The organism is Kitasatospora sp. NPDC058115 (genome assembly GCF_042884635.1).
Lineage (GTDB): Bacteria > Actinomycetota > Actinomycetes > Streptomycetales > Streptomycetaceae > Kitasatospora.
Map to the genome: position 1 here is coordinate 13,796 of NZ_JBHVTL010000006.1, position 20,872 is coordinate 34,667.

General features: G+C 73.3%; 20 protein-coding genes. 9 read left to right on the forward strand and 11 right to left on the reverse strand.

Features of this window, described 5'->3' with window-relative positions; all coding sequences use genetic code 11:
* Positions 1-11: 11 nt before the first annotated feature.
* The 3 genes from ACFVVL_RS07900 to ACFVVL_RS07910 all read right to left on the reverse strand — a co-directional run bounded on the left by ACFVVL_RS07900 (position 12) and on the right by ACFVVL_RS07910 (position 4,328).
* On the reverse strand, positions 12-884 hold the full coding sequence (locus ACFVVL_RS07900) for a polysaccharide deacetylase family protein (protein WP_387672247.1): 873 nt from the start codon (positions 882-884) through the stop codon (positions 12-14).
* Positions 885-1,034: 150 nt separating this feature from the next.
* The gene (locus ACFVVL_RS07905; protein ID WP_387672250.1) at positions 1,035-1,928 is read right to left on the reverse strand and encodes a phosphotransferase enzyme family protein; all 894 of its coding nucleotides are present in this window, start codon (positions 1,926-1,928) and stop codon (positions 1,035-1,037) included.
* A 132-nt stretch (positions 1,929-2,060) separates the two neighbouring features.
* Complete coding sequence (locus tag ACFVVL_RS07910) at positions 2,061-4,328, reverse strand: MMPL family transporter (protein WP_387672755.1); 2,268 nt, start codon at positions 4,326-4,328, stop codon at positions 2,061-2,063.
* Positions 4,329-4,899: 571 nt separating this feature from the next.
* On the opposite strand from ACFVVL_RS07910, the gene ACFVVL_RS07915 reads away from it, so the two are divergent.
* The 5 genes from ACFVVL_RS07915 (at position 4,900) to ACFVVL_RS07935 (ending at position 11,333) form a co-directional block, all read left to right on the forward strand.
* Positions 4,900-7,089: an MMPL family transporter gene (locus ACFVVL_RS07915; protein ID WP_387672253.1), complete on the forward strand. Its 2,190-nt coding sequence runs from the start codon at positions 4,900-4,902 to the stop codon at positions 7,087-7,089.
* Positions 7,090-7,412: 323 nt separating this feature from the next.
* Positions 7,413-7,616, forward strand: coding sequence for a cold-shock protein (locus tag ACFVVL_RS07920; RefSeq protein ID WP_327676217.1), 204 nt, complete (start codon positions 7,413-7,415; stop codon positions 7,614-7,616).
* Positions 7,617-7,776: 160 nt separating this feature from the next.
* On the forward strand, positions 7,777-9,474 hold the full coding sequence (locus ACFVVL_RS07925; RefSeq protein ID WP_387672257.1) for a DEAD/DEAH box helicase: 1,698 nt from the start codon (positions 7,777-7,779) through the stop codon (positions 9,472-9,474).
* A gap of 327 nt (positions 9,475-9,801) precedes the next feature.
* Complete coding sequence (locus ACFVVL_RS07930) at positions 9,802-10,527, forward strand: ricin-type beta-trefoil lectin domain protein (protein ID WP_387672260.1); 726 nt, start codon at positions 9,802-9,804, stop codon at positions 10,525-10,527.
* A gap of 59 nt (positions 10,528-10,586) precedes the next feature.
* Entirely contained in the window at positions 10,587-11,333 is a 747-nt protein-coding gene (locus ACFVVL_RS07935) for a ricin-type beta-trefoil lectin domain protein (protein WP_387672263.1), read from the forward strand.
* A gap of 19 nt (positions 11,334-11,352) precedes the next feature.
* On the opposite strand, the gene ACFVVL_RS07940 is transcribed toward ACFVVL_RS07935, so the two are convergent.
* Positions 11,353-11,955 (reverse strand): TetR/AcrR family transcriptional regulator, encoded by a 603-nt coding sequence (locus tag ACFVVL_RS07940; protein ID WP_387672266.1) that lies wholly within the window; start codon positions 11,953-11,955, stop codon positions 11,353-11,355.
* A 146-nt stretch (positions 11,956-12,101) separates the two neighbouring features.
* Between ACFVVL_RS07940 and ACFVVL_RS07945 the strand changes: the two genes are divergently transcribed.
* The 4 genes from ACFVVL_RS07945 to ACFVVL_RS07960 all read left to right on the forward strand — a co-directional run bounded on the left by ACFVVL_RS07945 (position 12,102) and on the right by ACFVVL_RS07960 (position 13,858).
* On the forward strand, positions 12,102-12,770 hold the full coding sequence (locus tag ACFVVL_RS07945) for an FMN-dependent NADH-azoreductase (protein WP_380289360.1): 669 nt from the start codon (positions 12,102-12,104) through the stop codon (positions 12,768-12,770).
* A gap of 5 nt (positions 12,771-12,775) precedes the next feature.
* Complete coding sequence (locus ACFVVL_RS07950) at positions 12,776-13,099, forward strand: DMT family transporter (protein ID WP_380289358.1); 324 nt, start codon at positions 12,776-12,778, stop codon at positions 13,097-13,099.
* Between the two features lie 130 nt (positions 13,100-13,229).
* Entirely contained in the window at positions 13,230-13,451 is a 222-nt protein-coding gene (locus ACFVVL_RS07955) for a type II toxin-antitoxin system VapB family antitoxin (RefSeq protein WP_387672269.1), read from the forward strand.
* A complete protein-coding gene (locus tag ACFVVL_RS07960; protein WP_387672271.1) occupies positions 13,448-13,858 on the forward strand; it encodes a PIN domain-containing protein in 411 nt (136 codons plus the stop codon). The genes ACFVVL_RS07955 and ACFVVL_RS07960 overlap by 4 nt, the downstream gene beginning before the upstream one ends.
* A gap of 41 nt (positions 13,859-13,899) precedes the next feature.
* Here ACFVVL_RS07960 and ACFVVL_RS07965 read toward each other — a convergent pair whose 3' ends face one another.
* The 7 genes from ACFVVL_RS07965 to cysC all read right to left on the reverse strand — a co-directional run bounded on the left by ACFVVL_RS07965 (position 13,900) and on the right by cysC (position 20,869).
* Complete coding sequence (locus ACFVVL_RS07965) at positions 13,900-14,691, reverse strand: sirohydrochlorin chelatase (protein ID WP_387672274.1); 792 nt, start codon at positions 14,689-14,691, stop codon at positions 13,900-13,902.
* Between the two features lie 10 nt (positions 14,692-14,701).
* A complete protein-coding gene (locus tag ACFVVL_RS07970) occupies positions 14,702-15,613 on the reverse strand; it encodes an ABC transporter permease (RefSeq protein WP_380289350.1) in 912 nt (303 codons plus the stop codon).
* The gene (locus ACFVVL_RS07975) at positions 15,600-16,403 is read right to left on the reverse strand and encodes an ABC transporter ATP-binding protein (RefSeq protein ID WP_387672277.1); all 804 of its coding nucleotides are present in this window, start codon (positions 16,401-16,403) and stop codon (positions 15,600-15,602) included. The genes ACFVVL_RS07970 and ACFVVL_RS07975 overlap by 14 nt, the downstream gene beginning before the upstream one ends.
* A gap of 165 nt (positions 16,404-16,568) precedes the next feature.
* Complete coding sequence (locus ACFVVL_RS07980) at positions 16,569-17,744, reverse strand: aliphatic sulfonate ABC transporter substrate-binding protein (RefSeq protein ID WP_387672280.1); 1,176 nt, start codon at positions 17,742-17,744, stop codon at positions 16,569-16,571.
* A gap of 283 nt (positions 17,745-18,027) precedes the next feature.
* Entirely contained in the window at positions 18,028-19,353 is a 1,326-nt protein-coding gene (locus ACFVVL_RS07985) for a sulfate adenylyltransferase subunit 1 (protein WP_380289344.1), read from the reverse strand.
* Positions 19,353-20,291, reverse strand: coding sequence for a sulfate adenylyltransferase subunit CysD (cysD, locus tag ACFVVL_RS07990; RefSeq protein ID WP_380289342.1), 939 nt, complete (start codon positions 20,289-20,291; stop codon positions 19,353-19,355). Before cysD ends, ACFVVL_RS07985 begins: the two co-directional genes overlap by 1 nt.
* Complete coding sequence (cysC, locus tag ACFVVL_RS07995; protein ID WP_387672758.1) at positions 20,288-20,869, reverse strand: adenylyl-sulfate kinase; 582 nt, start codon at positions 20,867-20,869, stop codon at positions 20,288-20,290. Before cysC ends, cysD begins: the two co-directional genes overlap by 4 nt.
* Positions 20,870-20,872: the final 3 nt, after the last annotated feature.

Here is a 20,872-nt window from a genome sequence, read left to right on the forward strand (position 1 = left end):
TGGCCGGAGGCTCAGTTGGCGGGGAAGTCGAAGCGGTAGCCCTGGGCGGTCAGCCAGGGGAGCAGCTGCCGCAGCGCGGCGACGGTCTGGGTGCGGTCGCCGCCGCCGTCGTGCAGCAGGACCACGCCGCCCGGCCTGAGCCGGTCCTGCACGGCGGAGACGATCGCCGCCGTGCCCGGGCGGGACCAGTCGCGCGGGTCGACCGACCAGCCGAGCGGGCGCAGGCCGTGGTCGGCGGCGATCGCCCGGTTGTCGGGGGTGAACGCGCCGCCCGGGGCGCGGAACCAGCCGACCTCGGTGTCCGGGCCGCCGGCCTGGACGATCATCCGCCGGCCGTCGGCGATCTCCTGGACGGCGCGGTCGTGGGGGAACGCGGCGAAGGGTTGCGGGTGGTCCACGGTGTGGTCGCAGAGCCGGTGGCCGGCGGCGAGGATCCGCTTCACGGTGGCCGGGTCGGCGACGGCCTGCCTGCCGATCAGGCAGAACGTGGCCCTGGCGCCGTACTGGGCGAGCAGGTCCAGCACCTGGCCGGTGGCCGGGCCGGGGCCGTCGTCGAAGGTGAGCGCGACGGTCCGGCCGCCGGAGGCGGTGGAGTGGACGACGGGGGCGGGGGCGCCGCTGCCGGGGGCCGTGGCCGTCGGCGGGGCGGCCGTCGGCGGCGGGGTGGAGGCCGGGCTCGGGGTGGGCCGGGGGGCCGGAGCGGACGGCGCGGGCGCCGGGGAGGCCGGGGCGGAGGTGCTCGGCTCCGGCCGGAGCGCGCCGTTCGCGGTGCCGCAGGCGGCGAGGGCCAGTGCGGCGAGCGCCGCCAGGAGGCCCGCCGCCGCCCGGCGCGGCCCGCACCGGCGAGCGGGGGCGGGCGGCGGCGCAGCGGCGGGCTCGGACATGGCGGCGGCTCCTGGGGCGCAGGGACGGTGCCGATCCTCGGTCAGCGTGCAGGATGACTGTCCGACAGGACGATTTTCATGCTGACGCTGGTTCCCGTTCCGCTCCCCGGCGCCCCCGCCGACCGGCGCTTTCCGGCCACGGGTACCCGGTCAGAACGGGTACCAGCGCACCTCGGTGGCGCCCGTCCGCAGCGAGTCCACCCGCCGCCGGAACTCGGCGAGCGCCGCGGGGTTGCCCGGGGCCTGCTGGGCGACCCAGGAGGCACTCGCCGTCTCCCGGGCCCCGCGCAGCACCGCGAAACCGGGCCACTCGCGCACGTCCCAGCCGTATGCCTCGGTGAACGCCCGGTACTCCTCGCCCGGCACGCCGTACCGGTCGTGGCTGAGCGCCAGCACCACCAGGTCGTGCTCGCGCAGGTCGTCGGCGACGAACTCCAGGTCGAGCAGGACCGGCCCGTCCGGGCCGATGTGGACGTTGCGCGGCAGCGCGTCGCCGTGGATCACCCCGGTCGGCAGGTGCGGGGCGAGCGCGGCCGCCTCGGCCTCGAAGGCGTCCCGGCGCCGGCGCAGGAAGTCGACGTCGGCCGGGTCGACGTGGCCCTCGGCGGAGGCGAGCCAGCGCCCGACGGGCGCCAGCAGGTCGCGCCGCCCGAGCGTGAACGGCGGGGCGGGCAGCCGGTGCAGGGCGTGCAGCAGCGGGGCGAGGTCGACCGGGCGGGCGGCCCGCTCGGCGGGGGCGAGCCGGTGCCAGAAGGTGACGGGGTGCCCGTGGGCGAGCTGCGGTTCGACGGGGACCGCGTCGTACGGGCGGACCACCGGGACGCCGTGGCCGGCCAGCCAGTCGGCGACGGCCAGCTCGCGCCGGGCGCGCTCGTGGAGTTCCGGGGCGCGGCCGACCTTGGCGACCACGGCCGGGTCGCCGAGGTCGAAGACGGCGTTCTCGCCGAGGGCGAGCAGCCGGGCGTCGCCCGGGCCGGGCAGGCCGGCCGACTCGCAGGCGCGGGCCAGCAGCAGCCGGGCCCGCGCCTCGTCGAAGGGGAGCATGGGGGTGTCCGTTTCTTGCATGACAGCCGGGTGAGGGTGGGCGATCATTCTGGCAAACGGGTGCCGGGCCCCGCGTCACGCGGGGCCCGGCGGTTGTCCGAGGTCTGCCGGTCCGGGGACCGCTGGGGAAGGTCAGACCTCGATCCGGCGATGCCGGGCCTGGTGGGGCCGCTGCTCCGGCGCGGCCTGCGGGGCGGGGACGTGCGGGGCGTGGGCGGCGCCGGCGCCGAGCGGCGGGACGCTCTCGCCGTGCGAGAGGTCGGGCAGCCAGCCGAGCCAGCGCGGCAGGTACCAGTTGTGCTCGCCGAGCAGCGTCATCACCGCGGGCAGCAGCACCGCGCGGATGATCGTCGCGTCGATCAGCACCGCGACCGCGAGGCCGACGCCCATCTGCTTCATGGCCTGCATCGACAGGGTGCCGAAGACCGCGAACACCGCCACCATGATCACTGCGGCGCTGGTGACCACCCCGGCCGTGGAGCGGATGCCGTGGGCGACCGCGGCCCGGGTCGGCAGGCCCCGGTCGCGGCCCTCCTTGATCCGGGAGACCACGAAGACGTGGTAGTCCATCGAGAGGCCGAAGAGGATCACGAAGAGGAACAGCGGCACCCAGGACTCCACCGCGCCGACGCCCTCGGTGCCCAGCAGCGAGGCCCCCACGCCGTGCTGGAAGACCAGCGTCAGCACCCCGTACGCGGCGCCGACCGACAGCAGGTTGAGCACCACGGCGGTGCCGGCGACGGCCAGCGAGCGGAAGGAGGTCAGCATCAGGAGGAAGGCGAAGGCCACCACGAAGCCGAACACCACCGGCATCGAGTCGGTCATCTTGGCGTTGAAGTCGTACGAGCCGGCGGTGCGGCCGGTGACCGGCGCCTCGGTGCCGGGCACGGTGAGCACGGTGGCGGGCACCAGCTGCTCGCGCAGGGTCTTCAGCGCCGCGTTGCTGACCTCGTCGTTGCCGGTGCCGTTGAGCGGGATGTCGACGGTGGCGACGTTCTGCTGCGGGTGGACGGTGACGTCGATCGGCCCGTGCATCTGCCCGCTGGCCAGGGCGCGGGCCTTGAGGTCGGCGATCGCGGCGGTCATCGCCGGGGAGTCGATGTCGGCGGCCTTGATCACCACGGAGGCGGGCGCCGGGCTGCCGGGGAAGGCGGCCTCGATCTTCTGCGAGACGGCGACCAGCTCGTTGCCCTTGGGAAGCTGCTGCTGGAAGGTCAGGTTGGCGGTGTGCATGGTGAGCAGCGGGGCGGCCAGGCCGATCAGCACGGCCGCGGAGAGCACGGTGGCGGCCAGCGGGCGGCGCAGCACGGGGGTCAGCACGGCGTTCCAGAACCGGCCGCCGGTGGTGGCGGCGTCGGGGCGGCGCAGCCGGCCGAGGAACGGCACCCGGCCCTTGCCGACCTTGTCGCCGAGCATCGAGAGCAGGGCGGGCAGCACGGTGAGGGAGCCGAGCACGGCGGTGACGACGACCACGATGGTGGCGTAGGCCATGGACTCGAACTCGGCGATGCCGGTGAGGAACATGCCGGCCATGGCGATCACCACGGTGACGCCGGAGACCAGGACGGCCCGGCCGCTGGTGGCGGCGGCGATCCGCAGGCTGGTCTCCAGGTCGCGCCCGGCGGCCCGCTCCTCGCGCTCGCGGCGCAGGTAGAAGAGGCAGTAGTCGACGCCGACGGCGAGGCCGACCAGCAGCATCACCGAGCTGGCGCTGTTGCTGGTGTGCAGCAGGCCGCTGCTGAGCGCGACGAGTCCGCCGGCGGCGATGAAGGCGGTGAGCGCGAGCACGACCGGCAGCACGGCGGCGACCAGTGCGCCGAAGGCGACCAGCAGGATGCCGAGGGCGAGCGGGACGGCCGTCCACTCGGCGCGGGCGAAGTCGTCGGCGAACTGCTCGTCCATCCACTTGCCGGAGCTGGCGTCGCCGAGTTCGACCACGGTGAGGTCGGGGTGCTGCTTCTGGACGGCGGCGACGGCGTCGACCACGGCGGTGACGTTCTTCACCGCCTCCTCGTGCTCGCCCTTCACGGTGAGCTGGACGAGCGCGGAGCGGCCGTCGGCGGAGAGCGCCTTGGTGTCGTAGGGCGAGCGGACGTCGGTGGCCTTGCCGGTGGCGCCGACCCCGCTGATCACCTGCTCGACGGTGGCCCGGAAGGCGGGGGCGTCGGCGGTCAGGGTGCTGCTCTGGACGAGCACGGTCTCGGTGGACGGCGGCTTGAGGCCGGCCCGGTCGAGGATCTCGGCGGCCCGGGAGACCTGGCCGGGCATGGATTCGGCGTCGGTGACCTTGGTGCTGCCGTGCATGCCCCCGAGGACGGCGGCGAGGACGACGAAGAGCAGCCAGCCGAAGACGGCGGTCTTTCGGTGCCGGGCGCTCCACGCGCCCATGGCGGCGGCCATGCCGAGCTTGGTCTTCACGGGTTCCCCCTGGGAGTGCGGCCGGCGCCGGGAGTCGGTGGCGGGCGCGGGCCGGGCCTGCGGCGGTGGTGGACCGCCGGGATGTCGGGCGCCGGGGTGCGGTCCGGCGTCCCAACCGACAGTAGGGAAGCCGCAGGTGACGGGGTATCCGGCTGGCGGGGGAGTCCTCCCTGTGGTCTTCCTCGGGGGCGGGGTGGGGTTATCCCTACCCGCCAACCCTGATATCTCCTCCTAGGGGTCGGGGCAGCGACTCCACCCTGAGGGGGAGTTGAATCCACCCCGAGCACGAGGTCCCAGGGGTGGTGCGGGGGCGAAGATGGGTCAGGGTCGCTTCGCGGCGTCCCTGAGGGGGTCGGCCTGCGGCAACGGGGTCGAGGGGAAAAACTGCTTGCCGGTCGGCAAGTAAGTGGCCGTAGGATGATCCCCTCTGAGTACTTACCTGCCGACCGGCTAGGCCAGTGCCCCCGCACCGGCCGGAGCCGATCCCGATCCGTCGCCCGGCGTCCCGTCCCCCAAGGGCTGCGGTGAACCATGCCCAGGAGGCATTACGAGCATGTTCCACCGACTAGGACAATTCGTCGTCCGTCGCGCCTGGTGGGTGATCGCCGCGTGGATCGTCGCGATGATCGCCATCGCGGCGTCGGCGCCGAAGATCACCGCCCAGACCGACGAGGCCGCGTTCCTCCCGAAGCACTACGAGTCCATCCAGGCCGCGGAGTTGCAGGAACAGGCGTTCCCGGCGAGCTTCACGCCGTCCGCGCTCGCCCTGTTCGAGCGCAACGACGGCGCGCCGATGACGGCCGACGACAAGACCGCCGCGGCGAAGGTCGTCCAGGGCCTCACCGACAAGAAGATCGAGCACGTCGAGCAGATCGTCCCGATCGGCGACCAGACGACGTCCAAGGACGGCAAGTACGCGCTGGCGCCGATCGCCATCGACAAGACCACCCAGCAGTCCGAGGCCTTCGGCGACACCGCCAAGAAGATCCGCGAGGAGGGCAAGGCGCTCGCCCAGGGCACCGATCTGAAGTTCCGGCTCGGCGGCGCCGCCGCCCAGCAGCTGGACCAGAAGGAGTCCTCCGGCTCGGCCGACGCGATCATCGCGGTCAGCAGCGTCGTCCTGGTCGCGATCATCGTCGGCCTCATCTTCCGCAGCGTGCTGGCCGGCCTCCTGCCGGTGCTGCTCTCGCTGATGGTCGCCATGCCGACGGCGAACGGCCTGATCGCCCACGCCACCAAGGCCTTCGACCTGAAGTCCACACCGATCCTCTCGGCGATCCTGATCGTCGTGGTGCTCGGCGTCGGCACCGACTACTTCCTGTTCCTCGCCTTCCGCTACCGCGAGCGGCTGCGGGCCGGCGACAACCGCCAGGACGCCGTGGTCAACGCCGTCGGCCGGGTCGGCGAGGCCATCGCCTCCGCGGCCGGCGCGGTCACCGTCGCCTTCGCGGTGCTGATCCTCTCCAGCCTCGGCATGTTCAAGGCGCTCGGCCCGGCGCTGGCCATCGCGGTCGTCGTCACCGCCTTCGCCTCGCTCACCCTGGCCCCGGCCGTGCTCGCGGTCATCCCGGCCCGCGGTGTGTTCTGGCCCGGCAAGAAGTGGATGCGCGAGCCGAACAACGCCCGGTTCGCCGCGCTCGGCCGCGTCGTCCAGAAGCGTCCGGCGATCGTGGCCGTCGCCTCCGGCGGCGTGCTGCTGGCCCTGACCGCCGGCGCCCTCAACTACAACGGCACCTTCGACCTCGCGGGCAGCTCCATGCCCAAGGACAAGGAGTCGATGGTCGTCCAGGACCGGCTGGTCAACGGCTTCTCGGCCGGTGCCGCCGACCCGACGCACGTCTACCTGACCACCAAGGGCGGCAAGCTCGACCAGGCCGTGTTCGACGGCTACGCCGCCAAGCTCGGCGCCGTCCCCGGCGTCGCCGAGGCCGCGGCGAAGCCGCAGGTCAGCAAGGACGGCGCGACGGCGGACTTCACCGTCCTGCTGAAGAACGAGCCGTCCAGCAACGACGCGATCGACACCCTGACCAAGCTGCGCGACGTCGCCCACGGCCAGGCGCCGTCGGGCACCGAGGCCAAGGTCGGCGGCATCACCGCGATCTACAAGGACATCAACCTGGCGATGAGCCACGACTACAAGCTGGTGTTCCCGATCGCGGGTCTGCTGATCCTGCTGATCCTGGCCCTCCAGCTGCGCAGCGTGGTCGCCCCCTGGTACCTGATGGCCTCGGTCGGCCTCGGCTTCACCGCCACCCTCGGCTCCTCGACCCTGCTGTTCCAGAACATCAAGGGCGAGCACGGCATGATGTTCATGCTGCCGATCCTCATCTACCTCTTCGTGGTGGCGATCGGCACCGACTACAACATCCTGATCATCGCCCGTCTGCGCGAGGAGGCCCGCGAGGGCCGCAACCCGCGCGAGGCGGCCCGCGAGGCGGTGCGCCACGGCGGCCCGACCGTCGCGGCGGCCGGCTTCATCCTGGCGGTGTCGTTCGCGACCTTCATGCTCGCGGGCAACATCTTCATGCTGGAGTTCGGCTTCGCGATGGCCTTCGGCATCTTCCTGGCGGCCTTCGTGATGGCGATGTTCTTCACCCCGGCGCTCACCGCGCTGGTCGGCAAGGCCGCCTGGTGGCCCGGCCACGGCGGCGACGCCACCGGCGGGGGTCACGGGGGCCCGGTGGCCGCGCCGGCGAGCCCGTACGGCGCGCACGGCCTGCCGGAGTCGGCCGGACGGCGCTGACCCGTTCGACCGTTCCGGTGACAGACCGGGGCGGCACCACGGTGCTGCCGAGGACGGCGCCCGCTTCTGCGGGCGCCGTCTGCCCGTTTCCCAGAGCCTGCAAACGTGATCTGTCGGGCAGAAAATCCCCGGTCAATCGGGGTGTGGCCGTGCTACAGTCGAGTCAGTTGCAGTTTTGGTTCCCATGAACGCTTGTGTGCGCCTGCTGGTCCCAACCAACAGGCGCATTTGTTTTGTCCGGTGTTTCAGTCTCCGGATGGGGATCGCGGCTACTTGGGGTCCACGAGGTGTGGGCTCCGATGCCCCAGTTAGAGGAGACGGTTATGGCTACCGGCACCGTGAAGTGGTTCAACAGCGAGAAGGGCTTCGGCTTCATCGAGCAGGAGACCGGCGGCCCCGACGTGTTCGCGCACTACTCGAACATCGTCGCTCAGGGCTTCCGTGAGCTCGTCGAGGGCCAGAAGGTCGAGTTCGACGTCACCCAGGGCCAGAAGGGCCCGCAGGCCGAGAACATCCGCGTCATCTGAGTCCAGCTCCCGAGCTGACTCGCGATCTCGCGCAGCGAGGGCCCGCACCGCACGGTGCGGGCCCTCGCCCATGCCGCCGAACGGCCGGGGCGGCGCACTCCTTTCCTACGGCCGACCAGCCCCCGACCCGGGGCTGCCGCGCTACGGACGGAGAAACCCCGTGACCACCCCTGCCCAGCCGCCCCACGACGGCGGCCGCACCCGCAAGCCCCGCAGCCGTACCGGCGCCCCGCGCACCGGCGCCGCGCGCACCGGTGCCGCGCGCAGCGGCGCCCCCCGCGCCGGCGCGTCCTCCCGCCCGCCGCGCCGCAACGCCCCCCGGGTCGCCGAGGCCGCCGACTTCACCGTCGTCCAGGGCACCCCGGCCCGCCCGCCGGCGGAGAGCTTCGCCGAGCTGGAGCTGCCGAAGGGGATCCTGTCCGCGCTGACCCGCGAGGGCGTCACCGAGCCGTTCCCGATCCAGGCCGCCACGCTGCCCGACTCGATCGCCGGCCGTGACGTGCTCGGCCGCGGCCGCACCGGCTCCGGCAAGACCCTCGCCTTCGGTCTGCCGCTGCTCGCCCGCACCGCCGGCAGGCGCGCCGACGCCCGCCACCCGCTGGCGCTCGTGCTGACGCCCACCCGCGAACTGGCCCAGCAGGTCACCGAGGCGCTCACCCCGTACGCCACCGCCGTCAACCTGCGGATCGCCACCGTCGTCGGCGGCATGTCGATCACCCGGCAGGCCAACGCGGTGCGCCGCGGCGCCGAGGTCCTGGTCGCCACCCCCGGCCGGCTGGACGACCTGATCGGCCGCGGCGACGTCCGGCTCTCCGACGTCGCGATCACCGTGCTGGACGAGGCCGACCAGATGGCCGACATGGGCTTCCTGCCGCAGGTCACCAAGCTGCTGGAGCAGGTCGCCGAGGGCGGGCAGCGGATGCTGTTCTCCGCCACCCTGGACCGCAACGTCGACCGGCTGGTCAAGCGCTTCCTGACCGACCCGGTGACCCACTCCGTCGACCCCTCGGCCGGCGCGGTCACCACCATGGACCACCACGTCCTCCAGCTGGAGGCGGCCGACAAGGCGTCCACCACCGCCCACATCGCCTCCCGCGAGGGGCGCGTGATCATGTTCGTGCACACCAAGCACGGCGCCGACCGGCTGGCCAAGCAGCTGCTCGCCAACGGCGTGAAGGCCGCGGCCCTGCACGGCGGCAAGTCCCAGCCGCAGCGCAACCGGGTGCTGGACCAGTTCCGCGACGGCCACGTCACCGCGCTGATCGCCACCAACGTCGCCGCCCGCGGCATCCACATCGACGGCCTGGACCTGGTCGTCAACGTCGACCCGCCGATCGACCACAAGGACTACCTGCACCGCGGCGGCCGCACCGCCCGGGCCGGCGAGTCCGGCACGGTCGTCACCCTCGTGCTGCCCGACCAGCGGCGCGAGGTCGGCCGGCTGATGACGGTGGCCGGGATCCGCCCGACCACCACCAAGGTCCGCCCCGGCGACGTCGAGCTCGCCCGGATCACCGGTGCCCGCACCCCCAGCGGCGTGCCGGTCACCCTGGCCGTGCCCGCCCCGGCGGCGCCCGCCGACGCGGAGGCCGGGAAGAGCGCGCCGAAGAGCTCCTCCGGCCCGCGCCGCCGCTCCGGCAAGCGCTCCGGGCTGCCGACCGACGTCGACATGAACGGCAACCCGCGCCGTCCCCGGCCGAAGCAGCGCCTGGGCGGCGCCGGCGGCGGCCAGGGCGGCGGCGCACCGCGCCAGGCGGCCGGTTTCATCGGCCGCTCGTCCGGCCGGTCCAAGCCCGGCAGCGGCTCCAAGTCCGGTTCCAACTACGGGACCGGCCGCCAGCGCCGCCAGACCGACTGAGCGCCCGGCCCGAGCGGCCCCGGCGTCCGACGGCCCGGCTCCCCCCGCGCGGGGGGAGCCGGGCCGTTTCGCTCGTGCCCCGGGCGGGAGGGCCGGGTGCTTTCCGGACGGATCGTCCGGCGCCCCGGCCTGCCGCCGCCCGTGGACGTCCGTTCGTACCAACCCCTGTCCGTGGACGGACCGTTGGCGTGATCGTCCCCCCGCACTGTTGACCGTGGCCATACATCCCCCCGACGCTTTCACGCGGCCCGCACAAGTGGCGCACCGTCATCACGGTTCCCCGTCGCGCGGGTCGTCCGGTTCACCGTCTTCGGAAGGACCTTCACGATGCGTCGTACCGCCGCCCTGCTCTCCGCCGCCGCCCTGCTCGGCGCGGCCGCCTCCCTCGCCGCACCGGCCACCGGCGCCCAGGCCGCCGGGGGCTGTTCCGCCTACGTCGGAGGCTGGAACGCCTACGGTTCCTGTTCCGGCATCGACCCGCTCCAGACCTGGTACGTCAGCGCCACCTGCCAGTGGTGGAACGCCCAGCACACCGTGCAGTTCAGCCGCGGCACCATGAGCGGCACCGTGGTCGGCGACGGCACCGCGGTCGCGCCCTGCGGCGTCAACGAGACCGTGTCCTTCCCGTACGTCGTCCTCGGCCCCAAGCTCCCGCCGCAGCCCGCCGGCCCGGTCGGCCGGATCACCGGCTACGCGGACAAGTGCGTCGACGTGAAGGGCGCGAGCAGCTCCGACGGCACCCCCGTCCAGATCTACGACTGCAACGGCACCAACGCCCAGCAGTGGAAGATCGCGGTGGACGGCACCGTCCGGGCCTTCAACAAGTGCATGGACGTCACCGGCGCGGGCACCGCCAACGGCACCAAGATCCAGCTCTACACCTGCAACGGCACCGGCGCCCAGCAGTGGCAGGTCCGGGCCGACGGCTCGCTCCTCAACCCGTCGTCCGGCCGCTGCCTGGACGACCTCGGCTTCTCCACCGCCAACGGCAACCAGCTGGGCATCTGGGACTGCAACGGCGCGGCCAACCAGGTCTGGCACGTCCCGGCGTGACGGGCGACGCCGTGACCGCCGCCGCGACCGGACCGACCGCCGCCAGAAGGGGCCCCGCCATGCGCCGTACCGCCACGCTGTTCGCCACCGCCGTGCTCGCCGGAGCCGCCGCGTTCGCCGCGCCGGCGGCCGGCGCGCAGCCCGCCTCCGCCGGCTCCGCGCCCACCGCGGGCCCGGCCGACAAGTGTTCCGTCACCCCCGAGGTCTTCGGCGCCCGCGCCACCTGCTCGGGCATCGACCCGATGCAGACCTGGGTGCTCGGGGGCACCTGTGTGACCTACCCGAGTTCCGGACTCCCGGTCTACTCGCAGGCGTGGAGCAGCGGCTGGGTCACCGGCAACACCACCGCCACGGCGAGCTGCCCGCCGATGGCGTTCCCGTGGTGGATCGACATCACCTTCGGCCCCGCACCCCCGGCCGGCCCGGTCGGCCCGATCGTCGGCTACGGGAACAAGTGCGTCGGGGTGAAGGACGGCAACACCGCCAACGGCACCCCCGTCCAGATCTGGGACTGCCTCGGCAACACCGCCCAGCAGTGGAAGGTCGCCGTCGACGGCACCGTCCGGGCGCTGGGCAAGTGCCTGGACGTCCAGGGCGGCAACGGCTCGATCGGCACCCCGGTGCAGCTCTACGACTGCAACGGCAGCGGCGCCCAGCAGTGGCAGCCGCGGTCCGACGGTTCGCTGTACAACCCGATGTCCGGCCGCTGCCTGGACGACTACGCGTACTCCACCACCAACGGCAACCCGGTCCTCATCTGGGACTGCAACGGCGCCGCCAACCAGGTCTGGCACCTCCCGGCCTGATCCGCGGGGCGTGTCCTGGCTAGCCCAGGGCGCCGCGGGCCAGGGCGGCGAGGCCGGCCGCGATCCGGGCGGGGGTGACGCCGGCGTCGCGCTGGTGGCGGAAGAGCTCGGGGGCGAGCGGGGCGAGCAGCTGGTCGGCCAGGACCCCGGGGTCCGGCCGGCCGGCCTCGCGCGCCAGGTGGGTGACGTGCAGCCGCCAGAAGGCGTAGGCGCCGGTGCGGTAGCGGGCCGCGCCGGTCTCGGCGCCGAGCACCAGGTGGACGTGGGTCTCCAGCAGCTCGACCATCGCCGCGTAGAAGGCGGCCAGCCGGTCGGCCGGGGCGGCCGCTCCGCCCGGCTCGCCCGGGCCGAGCGGCGGGGCGCCGCGCAGCATCCGCTCCTGGAGGGCGCGTTCGTGCTCGTCGAGCAGGGCGCGGGCGATCGAGGCGCGGTCGGGGTAGCGGCGGTAGAGGGTGCCGCGGCCGATGCCGGCGGCCCGGGCGATGTCGTCCATGGTGACGGCGGCCGGGTCGCCCGCGGCGAAGAGCCGCTCGGCGGCGGCGAGCACCTTGGCCCGGTTGCGGGCGGCGTCGGCCCGTTCGCGGGGCGGCCGGCCGTCGGCCATCGGGAGCTCGGTCGTCATGGGCAGCAACGGTAGAGGGAACTGTGCCCCGGAGGGAAGTGGACACACTGTCCACTTCCCTCTAGCGTGGGGAGGGCCGGCAAGCGGACGCGACGTCCGCTTGTCCGGCCGCTCCGTCCCGCCCAGACCGCCCCCGGGGGTTCACCGTGTCCCACCTCCTGCACCTCGACAGCAGCGCGCGCACCGACTCCTTCACCCGCCGCCTCGGCGCGGCCTTCGCCGACGCCTGGCTCGGCGGCGGTGGCGAGGTCACCCACCGCGACCTCGCCGCCGACCCGGTCCCGCCGATCCGCGAGGGCTGGACCCGGATCTGCGACACCCTGCTGCGCGAGGGCATCACCGACATCGACCGCTACTCCGAGGCGGTCCGCACCGAGCAGGAGCGCGAGGCGTGGGCGGTCGTCCGGCCGCTGCTCGACGAACTCGTCGCGGCGGACGCCGTGCTGATCGGCGCGCCGATGTACAACTTCGGCATCCCGTCCGCGCTCAAGGCCTGGATCGACCAGGTCACCTTCCCGAAGATGGTGCTCGCGCCGCGGAAGTTCGTGGTCGTGGCCGCACGCGGCGGCGCCTACGGACCGGGCACTCCGCGCGAGCCCTACGACCACAACGGCCGATACCTGAGCGACTTCGTCCGCGGCCACTACGCGGTCGAGGACACCGAGGTGATCGCCGCCGAACTCGTCAACTCCCTGGTGGACCCGGCCCTCGCCGGGCGCGCCGTCCAGCACCGCGAGTCCGTCTCCGACGCCCTGTACCGGGCCGGCGAACTGGGCTCCAAGCTGGTCGGCTACCGCATCCCGAGGGAGGGCTGAGCGCCGTGCCGTGGATCTGGCTGCTGCTGGCCGGGGCGGTGGAGGTGGCCTGGGCGCAGTCCATCAAGCCGACCGAGGGCTTCACCCGCCTCCCGCAGACCGCCGTGTGCTTCGTCCTCATGCTGGGCGCGGTCTACCTCCTCTCCCGCGCCCTCCAGGACCTCCCGGTCGGCACCTCCTACGCCGTCTTCACCGGCATCGGCACCATCGGCACGGTCCTGACCTCCCTCGCCGTCCGCCACGAGGTGCCGTCCCCCGCCGCCCTCACCGGCCTCACCCTGATCACCGCCGGCCTCATCACCGTCCACCTGGGCACGTCCACCCACTGACCCCGTCGCGCCGGCCCCGGGAACCCACGTCGCGCCACGACCCCGGGCCCCGGCGCGACGGCCCCCGTTTCGGATGTTGGTGCCATACAATGGCTTGTCCATCACCAACATCGCGCGTCGGAGGTGCGGGATGTCCGTCACACAGATCGACATCGACGAAGAGGCGCTGGCACGCGCCATGGCGCTGGCCGGAGTGCGGACCAAGAAGGAAGCCGTCAACCTCGCCCTCCGCTACTACGCCGAACAGCGGGAACGTGCGGCGATGATCGGCAGGCACTTCGAACGGGCCCGGCGGTGGGGAGCCGTGGAGGACGCCGAGCGGCTGCACAGGGCGGAGAAGGACGCCCGGTGATCTACCTGCTCGACACCTCTGCCCTCGTGCGGCTGCTGAGCGACCAGAAACTGCAGACCGCCTGGTACGACGCGATCGACGCCCAGTCGATCGCGTCGTGTTATCCCCAGCGCGCCGAGTTCCTCTACAGCGCACGTGATGCCCGGGAGTACGACGAGATCGCCGAGATGTTCGCCGACCTCTACCCCGACGTCTCGGTGCCCAAGAGCGCCGGCCGCTGGATCGACACGGTGCAGCGCCGGATGGCCCTGGCGGGGCAGCACCGCAGTGCCTCCGCGGTCGACCTCCTGATCGCGGCGACGGCCGCGCACCACGGGCTCACGGTGCTCCACGACGATGCCGACTACCGCACCGTGGCGCGTCACGCCCCGGATCTCGACGAACAGAGCGTTCTGGACCACGCCTGACCGGTTGCCCCTCGACAGGTCGCGCACCGGTCCGGTGGGGCTCAGGCGGTCAGGGCCGGGGGGCGGGCCGTTCGGGCGCGGGCCTCGTCGTAGCGGGTGAGGAGGAGGCGGGCGAGGTCGGGGGCGGGGGCGAGGGGGGCGGCCAGGTGGTCGGCGGCGGAGGCGGTGGCGGCCTCGGCGATGCGGTCGGGGAGCAGACCGGGGGCGAGGAGGTAGGGGGAGACGGCGATCCGGTGGACGGCGGGGGCGCGGCGCAGGGCGGCGACGGCGTCGGGGACGCGGGGGCCGGCGGCGGAGGCGTAGGCGACCTCGACGGCGGCCCAGCCGCGGGTGCGGCGCCACTCGGCGGCGACCGCCCGGGTGGCGGCGTCGGCGGCCGGGTCGGAGGAACCGGCGGCGGCGAGCACGACGCCGGTGCGGGCGCGCGCGGCGGGGGAGGCGAGCTCGGGCGCGGCCTCGGTGAGCCGGTGGTCCAGCGCGGACAGCAGCAGCGGCGACGGGCCCAGCACGTCGGCGACGGGCAGGTCGGAGCCGGCCGCGCGCAGGGCGGCGGGGATGTCGTGCTTGGCGTGGAACGCCCGGTTGAGCAGGAGCGGGACGGCCACCGCGGCCGGGCCGAGGCGGTCCAGCACCTGCGGGATGCGCGGGGCGCAGTGGTCGAGGTAGGCGGTGGCGACGTCCAGGCCGGGCCGCAGCGCCCGCACCTGGCCGACCAGCGCGGCGACGACGGCGGCGTGCCGGGGGTCGCGGCTGCCGTGGGCGATCAGCAGCAGGGCGGGGCTGCCCGCCGCCACCGGGGTGGCGGGGGCGGCGGACAGCCGGCGATCGGTCATGCGGGGAGCCTCACTTGCCGCCGGCCAGCAGGCCGCGGTTGCGCAGGACCCGGCGCTCGACCGGGGTGAAGACCAGCAGTTCGATGGCGATGCCGACGAACAGGATGAGGATGATGCCGAGCAGCACGCCCGCCATGTCGGAGAACTCGCGCTGGTTCTCCAGGAACCGGCCGAGGCCGAGGCCCAGGTCGGGGGAGGAGGCGACGAGTTCGGCGGCCATCAGCGAGCGCCAGGAGAAGGCCCAGCCCTGCTTGAGTCCGGCCAGGTAGCCGGGCAGGGCGGCGGGCAGCAGGATGTGCCGGGCGCCGGTCAGGCCGGTGGCGCCGATGGTGCGCCCGGCCCGCAGGAACAGCGGCGGGACCTGGTCGATGCCCGCGACCAGGCCGTTGGCGATGGACGGGACGGCGCCGAGCAGGATGACCGCGTACATCATCGAGTCGTTGATGCCGAGCCAGATCACGGCGGCCGGCACCCAGGCGACCGAGGGCAGCGACTGGAGGCCGGAGAGCACCGGGCCGAGCGCGGCCCGCACCGGCTTGACCCGGGCGACGAGCAGGCCGATCGGGGTGCCGATGACGAGCGCGACCAGGAAGCCGGACAGGCCGCGCCAGACGCTGGTCCAGACGATCGAGAACAGCGTGCCCTGGTACCAGAGGTCCTCGGCGGCGCGCCAGACGTCCAGCGGGCTGGGCAGCTTGTACTCGGTGGTGACGTGGAGGCTGTAGGCGCCCTGCCACAGGGCGAGCACCAGGACGACGCCCAGCAGCGGCGGCAGCACCTTCTGCCGCAGCGTCTCGGCGGTGGAGTTGCGCTGGGTGACGACCGCGTCCAGGGCGTCCAGCCCCGACCCGACGCCCGCGACGTCGGAGACGGTGCCCGCGTGGGCCGGCCCGGTCTTGGTGGTGGTGTCAGTGCTGGCCATGACGGCGGATCTCCCCACGCAGTTCTTCGGTGATCTCGATGGACAGGTCGGCCACGCCGGAGGACTCGATCCGGCGCGGCTGGGGGAGGTCGATGCGCCACTCGCGGTTGACCCGGCCGGGGCGGGAGGAGAGCAGCACCACGCGCTGGGCGAGCCGGACGGCCTCCCGCACGTTGTGGGTGACGAACAGGACCGACAGCTGCCGCTCGGCCCAGATCCGGGTGATCTCGTCATGCAGGACGTCACGGGTGATGGCGTCGAGGGCGGCGAACGGCTCGTCCATCAGCAGCACCTGGCTGCCCTGGGCGAGCGCGCGGGCCATCGCGACGCGCTGGCGCATGCCGCCCGACAGCTCGTGCACCCGCTTGTCGTAGGAGCCCTGGAGCCGGACGAGTTCGAGCAGGCGCTCGGCCTCGGGGCGGCGCTCGGGGCGGGGGACGCCGGCGAGCTTCAGGGCGAGTTCGATGTTCTTGCCGGCGGTGAGCCAGGGGAAGAGCGCGTGTTCCTGGAACATCAGCGCGGGGCGTCCTCCGGGCACCTCGATGCTGCCCGCGGTGGGCTTGTCGAGGCCGGCGACCAGGTTGAGCAGGGTGGACTTGCCGCAGCCCGAGGCGCCGAGGAGCGTGACGAACTCGCCCGGGGCGACATCGAGGGTGATGTCGTCCAGGACGTGCGTCTGCGCGCCGGGGCGGCCGAAGGACTTGTGCACGTGCGAGATCCGGACGGCGGGGGAGCCGTCGCGAGTGCCGACGCCGGGGGCGTCGTCCGAGGTGGTCAGTGCCGGAGTCATTCCGGGCACCTCCTGCGTGGTGTGGTCTGGCATCTGGTGTCAGGGAGAGGGCCGGGGTCCGGGCCCCCGCCCCACCCGGGCTCGGGGCATCGAGCGGGCATCGTTCCGGGCGGAGCGGGGGCCGGACCGCGGGGTTCCGGGCGCGGTGGTGCGGTCCTGCGGGCGCTACTTGGCGCCGAGTCCGGCGTCCGCGACGGGGCTCTGCCCCTTCTCCTTCAGCACCTTGTTGAGCAGGGTGAGGTCGTAGATGCCGTTCAGGTTCGGCTTCTTGAGCAGGCCGGCGGTGACGGCGTTGTCGGCCTCGGTCTGCAGCGTGGAGGCCAGCGGGTCGTCCAGGAAGTCGATGTCGGCCCAGGCCGGGTCGAGGATGGCCGGCTCCAGGGCGTTGCCGGCCTCCTTCTTGATCGCCTCGTTGGCGGTGGCCTTGGCCTTGTCCGGGTTGGCCTTGATGAAGGCGTTGGTGTTCACCGAGCCGCGCAGCACGGCCTCGACCACGTCGGGGTGTTCGGCGAGGAACTTCTGCGAGACGATGATGTTGGTGATCACGAACTTCTTGTCCGGCCAGATGTCCTTCTCGTTGAGCAGGACCTTCGCGCCGAGGGTGACCAGCTTGGAGGCGGTCGGCTCGGGCACCCAGGCGGCGTCGATGGAGCCCTGCTTGTAGGCGTCCGGGGTGACCTTGTTGTCGCTGCGCACCACGCTGACGTCGCCGGCACCGGACGCGGCGTCGACCTTGAAGCCCTTGCCGGCCAGGTAGTTGAGCAGCGCCACGTCCTGGGTGTTGCCCAGCTGCGGGGTGGCGATCTTCTTGCCCTTGAGGTCGTCCAGCGAGGCGACCTTCTCCGGGTTGGCGACCAGCTTGACGCCGCCGGAGGCCGAACCGCCGACGATCTTCAGCGACTTGCCGTCGGACTTGGTGAAGCCGTTGATCGCCGGGGAGGGGCCGATCCAGCCGATGTCGATGGAGCCGGCGTTGAGCGCCTCGATCTCGGCCGGGCCCGCGTTGAAGACCTGGGGCTTGATCTGGGTGGCGCCCAGCTCCTTCTGGAATATGCCCTCCTGGAGGCCCACCAGCGGGGTGCCGTGGGTCAGGTTGGCGAAGTAGCCGATCTTCACCGTGTCGGCGGAGAGCTTGGCGCCGGAGGCGCCGGCCGAGGCGGCGGCGGAATCACCGGCGGGGGCCGCGGTGTTGGACTTCTTGTCGTCGTTGTTGGAGCCGTAGCCGCAGGCGGAGAGCAGGGCGGCGGCGGTGAGGCCGGCCACGGCGGCCGTGGCGGAGCGTCTGATCCGGCCGGCGGCGGGGCGCACGGAGGTATGCGAAAGTGCCTGGTTCGGTGCCATGGGGTGAGTCCTGTTCAAGGACGGACCGTCAGGAAGGCGGTCCCGGGCGGACGTTCGGTCAAGGTCGTGCTTGCGGCACCGTGCGGGGTGCCGGGCAAGCCGGGCCGGGGGGCGGCTGCTGCGCCTGCTGTGGGGAGGGACAGCGGCCGGCCGGCCCGGTGACAGGGCGGTTCTCAGCCCTGTCGGCCCACACATCGCGTCAGGCCGCCCTGGCCGCTGCCGAGGACGCCGCTGCCGATGCGGCCGCCTTCCTTGTCCATGCCCGAGAACGCCTCGCTGGGCATCAGACCCAGTCCTCCTCGTCGGGGTCGTTGACGTCGGTGGTCCGTACGGTCTCGAAGGCCTCGCCCGCCATGCCTGCGGTGAGGGTGGTGCCGTCGGCCGGGTCGATCAGCAGGAACGAGCCGGTCCGGCGGTTGTCGCCGTAGCCGTCGAGCGCCAGCGGCTCGGCGGTGCGCAGCACCACGTGGCCGATGTCGTTGACGTTCAGGCCTTCGGCGCCGGAGCGCTGCTCCAGCGTGTCGATGTCGATCCGGTAGGTGATCTCCTTGACCAGCGCGCGGACCGTGCGGGTGGTGTGCTTGAGCAGCACCTTGTCGCCGGCCCGCAGCGGCCGCTCGTTGAGGTGGCTGACGGTGGCCTCGATGTCCTTGGTGGGGACGGGCGTGACGCCGGCCGCGATGAGGTCGCCGCGGGAGACGTCGAGGTCGTCGGCGAGCCGCACGGTGACCGACTGGGGGGCCCAGGCGATCGCGGTGGACCGGCCGAGCGCGTCGATGCCGGCGACGGTGGTGGTGTGGCCGGAGGGCAGCACGGTCACGGCGTCGCCGACGCGCAGCACGCCCGAGGCCAGCTGGCCCGCGTAGCCGCGGTAGTCCGGGTGCTCCTCGGTCTGCGGGCGGATCACGTACTGGACCGGGAAGCGGGCGGGCTCGACGCTCGGGTCGCTGCCGACCGGCACCGTCTCCAGGTGCTCCAGCAGGGTCGGGCCGCCGTACCAGTCCATGTGCGCGGACGGCTCGACGACGTTGTCCCCGGCGAGCGCGGAGATCGGCACCGCGACGACGTCCTTCACCCCGAGCGAGGCCGCGTAGGCGGTGAACTCGGCGGCGATGGCGGCGAAGACGGGCTCGGCGTAGTCGACGAGGTCCATCTTGTTGACGGCCAGCACCACGTGCGGGACCCGCAGCAGGGCGGCGACGGCGGCGTGCCGGCGGGTCTGCTCGACCACGCCGTTGCGGGCGTCGACCAGGACGACGGCCAGTTCGGCGGTGGAGGCGCCGGTGACCATGTTCCGGGTGTACTGCACGTGCCCGGGGGTGTCGGCGAGGATGAACCGCCGCCGGGGGGTGGCGAAGTAGCGGTAGGCGACGTCGATGGTGATGCCCTGCTCGCGCTCGGCGCGCAGACCGTCGGTGAGCAGCGCCAGGTCGGGCGCCTCCTGGCCGCGGCTGCGGGAGGCGTGCTCGACGGCCTCCAGCTGGTCGGCCAGCACCGACTTGGAGTCGTGCAGCAGCCGGCCGACCAGGGTGGACTTGCCGTCGTCGACGGAGCCGGCGGTGGCGAAGCGCAGCAGCGAGGTGGCGTTGGTGTCCTGAGTGGTGCTCATTAGAAGTATCCCTCGCGCTTGCGGTCTTCCATCGCGGCCTCGGAGAGCTTGTCGTCGGCGCGGGTGGCGCCGCGCTCGGTGAGGCGGCTGGCGGCGATCTCGGCGATGACGGCCTGGATGGTGGTGGCGTCGGAGTCGACGGCACCGGTGCAGGACATGTCACCGACGGTGCGGTAGCGGATCAGCCGCCGTTCGACCGGCTCGTTCTCCTTGGGGCCGCCCCACTCGCCGGCGGTCAGCCACATGCCGTTGCGGGCGAAGACGTCGCGTTCGTGGGCGTAGTAGATCTCCGGGAGCTCGATGCCCTCCCGCTCGATGTACTGCCAGACGTCCAGCTCGGTCCAGTTGGACAGCGGGAAGACCCGCACGTGCTCGCCGACGGCGTGCCGGCCGTTGTAGAGCGACCACAGCTCGGGGCGCTGGCGGCGCGGGTCCCAGGCGCCGAACTCGTCGCGCAGCGAGAAGACGCGCTCCTTGGCGCGGGCCTTCTCCTCGTCGCGGCGGCCGCCGCCGAAGACGGCGTCGAAGCGGCCCTTCTCGATGGCGTCCAGCAGCGGGACGGTCTGCAGCGGGTTGCGGGTGCCGTCGGGGCGCTCGCGCAGCACGCCGCGGTCGATGAAGTCCTGCACCGAGGCGACGTGCAGGCGCAGGTTGTGCTCGGCCGCCACGCGGTCCCGGTAGGCGATGACCTCGGGGAAGTTGTGGCCGGTGTCGACGTGCAGCAGCGAGAACGGCACGGCGGCCGGCCAGAAGGCCTTGAGCGCCAGGTGCAGCATGACGATGGAGTCCTTGCCGCCGGAGAACAGGATCACCGGGCGTTCGAACTCCCCCGCGACCTCGCGGAAGATGTGCACCGACTCGGCCTCCAGCGCGTCCAGGTGGGACAGCGCGAAGGGGGTGTCGTCGGTGTGGAGCAGGCTGTCGGTCGCGGTGGTCATGCCAGGCCCCTCTCGGTCAGGAAGGCGTGCAGCTCGGCGGCCGACTCGGTGACCGCGCGGCCCTGGGTCTGGAGCCGCAGCTCCGGGTGCTCGGGCGCCTCGTAGGGGTCGTCGACGCCGGTGAGGCCGGAGATCTCGCCGGCCGCCTGCTTCGCGTACAGCCCCTTGACGTCGCGCTCGGCGCAGAGCTCGACCGGGGTGGCGACGTGGATCTCCAGGAACTCGGTGCCGTGCTCGGCGTGCCGCTCGCGCACGGCGGCGCGGGAGTCGGCGTAGGGCGCGATCACCGGGGCGAGCACCTTGACGCCGTTGGCGGCGAGCTTCTCGGCGACGAAGCCGATCCGGGTGACGTTGGTGTGCCGGTCCTCGCGGCTGAAGCCCAGGCCCTTGGAGAGGAACTCGCGGATCTCGTCGCCGTCCAGGACCTCGACCTTGTGGCCCTCGGCGCGCAGCCGATCGGCCAGGGCGAAGGCGAGCGTGGTCTTGCCCGCGCTCGGCAGCCCGGTCAGCCACACGGTGGCGCCGCGCTCGCAGGGGCCGGCCGCGCGGGCCGCCTCTGCGGCTCCGGCGGCGGCCAGGGT